Origin of the sequence: Poseidonocella sp. HB161398 (genome assembly GCF_005870025.1) — a bacterium.
Lineage (GTDB): Bacteria > Pseudomonadota > Alphaproteobacteria > Rhodobacterales > Rhodobacteraceae > Mangrovicoccus.
The window spans coordinates 1-2,459 of the sequence record NZ_VATA01000184.1 but is presented as its reverse complement, the minus strand read 5'-3'; the positions used below and the strand labels follow the sequence as shown (position 1 = coordinate 2,459).

Annotated in this window: 3 protein-coding genes; all 3 read right to left on the bottom strand. The window is 68.3% G+C overall.

Features of this window, described 5'->3' with window-relative positions; genetic code table 11:
• Positions 1-29: 29 nt before the first annotated feature.
• From FGX59_RS36510 to FGX59_RS36500, 3 genes are read right to left on the bottom strand one after another with little or no spacing between them, the layout of a single operon-like run.
• Positions 30-1,592, bottom strand: a complete 1,563-nt coding sequence (locus tag FGX59_RS36510) for an IS66 family transposase (RefSeq protein WP_138473436.1) — start codon at positions 1,590-1,592, stop codon at positions 30-32.
• Positions 1,593-1,646: 54 nt separating this feature from the next.
• Positions 1,647-1,997: an IS66 family insertion sequence element accessory protein TnpB gene (gene tnpB / locus FGX59_RS36505; protein WP_138473435.1), complete on the bottom strand. Its 351-nt coding sequence runs from the start codon at positions 1,995-1,997 to the stop codon at positions 1,647-1,649.
• Positions 1,994-2,374, bottom strand: a complete 381-nt coding sequence (locus FGX59_RS36500) for a transposase (RefSeq protein WP_138473434.1) — start codon at positions 2,372-2,374, stop codon at positions 1,994-1,996. Before FGX59_RS36500 ends, tnpB begins: the two co-directional genes overlap by 4 nt.
• Between the last annotated feature and the right edge of the window lie 85 nt (positions 2,375-2,459).

Genomic DNA, 2,459 nt, shown 5'->3' with positions numbered 1-2,459 from the left:
CGTAAGCGGTGTTCCCGGCTCACGGGATCTCAGGTTGACGGCTTGAAACTCCATGGCAGAAGTTCGTCGATGCGCTTCTGCGGATGCCCGGCGGCAATCGCCTCCAGCGTGGCCTTCAGGTAGGCGAAGGGTTCGACGCCGTTGATCTTGGCGGTCTCGATCAGCGAGGCGATCCGTCCCCAGGCACGGCCGCCCTCGTCATGGCCCGCGAAGAGCGCATTCTTGCGATTGAGGGCAATCGGGCGGATCAGGTTCTCCACGGAATTGGAGTCGATCTCGACGCGACCGTCATTCAGGAACGTCTGCAGGCCGTCCCAGTGGTTGTGGATGTAGGTCAGCTTCTCGCCCAGCCGGGATTTCGCCGAGACCCGGCGCCGCTGGTCCTGCAGCCAGGTGCCGAAGGCTGCGACCAAGGGCGCGGTGCGGGCCTGGCGGGCCGAGAGGCGCTGGCCGGGGCCCATGCCGCGGATCTCCGCCTCGATCCGGTAGAATTCGGCGATCCGGCGGAGGCCCTCGGCGGCGATCTCGGACCCGTCGCGGTCGAAGACCTCCTTCAGCTTGCGCCTTGCGTGTGCCCAGCAATGCGCGACCGTGACCGGAGCGCCGCCCCTTCGGGAGGGGCGCGTTAGCCGGTTGTAGCCTGGATAGCCGTCGAGCTGCAGGATGCCGTCGAAGCCATTCAGAAACGTCTCGGCGTGCTCGCCGCCGCGGCCGGGGGCGTAGAAATAGACGATGCCGGGCGGGTCGTCGCCGCCCCATCCCCGGTCGTCCCGGGCGAGCGCCCAGAGATATCCCGTTTTCGTTTTCCCGCGCCCCGGATCCAGCACCGGCGCCGTTGTTTCGTCCATGAAGAGCTTGGTCGAGGCCTTCAGGTGCTCGGAGAGACAGTCCACCACAGGACCGAGGTGGAAAGCCGCGGTCCCGACCCATCCGGCCAGAGTGCCGCGGTCGATGGACAGGCCCCAGCGGGCGAAGATCTGGCTCTGCCGATATAATGGCAGGTGGTCCGCGTATTTGCCGACCAGCACATGGGCGATCATCGCCTCGGTCGGCAGCCCGCCCTCGATCAGATGCGCGGGTGCCGGGGCCTGGATCACGCCGTCGGTGCAGGCCCGGCAGGCATAGCGGGGGCGGATCGTGACGATGACGCGGACCTGCGCGGGGATGATGTCGAGCCGTTCGGTCCGGTCCTCGCCGATCTTGTGCAGCTGCCCGCAGCCGCAGGGACAGTCCAGGCTGGCGGGCTCGATGGTCTCCTCGATGCGCGGCAGATCGGCCGGAAGATTGCCGCGGTTGCGCTTCGCGGCAGAGCTCTTGCGCCGAGGGGCTTCCCCGGCCGCAGCGGCCTGTGCCGCCTTCTGCGCCTCGACCTCGGCGACGGCCGTTTCGAGATCCTCGAAGGCCAGCTGGCGCTCGTCTTCCGAGAGCTTTTCCGACTTCTTGCCGTAGAGCGCCTGGTTCATCTCGGCGATCAGGCTCTCCTGCCGCCGGGTCGTCTCCTCGAGCTCGCCGACGCGCCGCATCAGCAGGGCGACGGCGGCGCGCTGCTCCTCGGGGATGGCGGAAAGGTCGATTGCGGGGGCGTCGGTCATGCTGGCAGCATAGACCGGCGCGCGCCGCGGCAGGCGGGGAAAACACCCCGCGAGTCATTCCGCCACAGCAGGCCGCCGAGCCTCGAGCGCCTTCACCCGGCGCCAGTCGAGCCCGGCGAAGAGCGCCTCGAACTGCGCCCGGTTCAGCGACATGATCCCGTCGGTCACCGGCGGCCAGGTGAACGTCGCCTCCTCCAGCCGCTTGTACGCCATCACCAGCCCCGTGCCGTCCCAGAACAGGATCTTCAGCCTGTCAGCCCGCTTCGAGCGGAAGACGAAGACCGCGCCCGCAAACGGATCCTCCTTCAGTGCCGATTGCACCAGCGCGGCAAGGCCATCATGGCCCTTGCGGAAATCTACAGGCTTCGTCGCGATCAGGATCCGCACCCGGTCGGATGGGATCATGCCAGCGCCCGCACCACGGCGGCGATCCGCTCCGGCGAAGCGCCGGGCTCGAGCCGCACGGTCACCGCGCCGACGGCGATCTCGACGCTGCCGCCCGCCAACGGCGGTTCCGCAGCGGGCTCCGGCGTCGCCACCATCAGCGACACGAACTCGACCGCGTCCTCGGGGGCTGGCAGCACCAGCCTGCCGTCCCGCGCCATCCGCCGCCACGCCGAAACCTGGTTCGCCGCCAGCCCGTGCCGCGCGGCCACCGCGTTCACGGTCGCGCCGGAGCGCAGCGTCTCGGCGACGATCTCCGCCTTCAGCTTGTCCGGCCACTTCCGGTTCCTGCGCTGCGTCTCGCGCTCGTTCGTGAGAACCTCAAAATATGCGCTCATTGAGAAAGTCACTCCCTGCCTATCGCTGGAAATGAGATCTCAGAACCGCCGCCTCACAAACAGGTGGGGCCGGGACATCGCATAC

Bases quoted from the DNA above. Each gene is read 5' to 3' on its own strand.
- FGX59_RS36500 (WP_138473434.1), bottom strand. From the start codon at position 2,374: ATGAGCGCATATTTTGAGGTTCTCACGAACGAGCGCGAGACGCAGCGC.
- FGX59_RS36510 (WP_138473436.1), bottom strand. From the start codon at position 1,592: ATGACCGACGCCCCCGCAATCGACCTTTCCGCCATCCCCGAGGAGCAG.
- tnpB (WP_138473435.1), bottom strand. From the start codon at position 1,997: ATGATCCCATCCGACCGGGTGCGGATCCTGATCGCGACGAAGCCTGTA.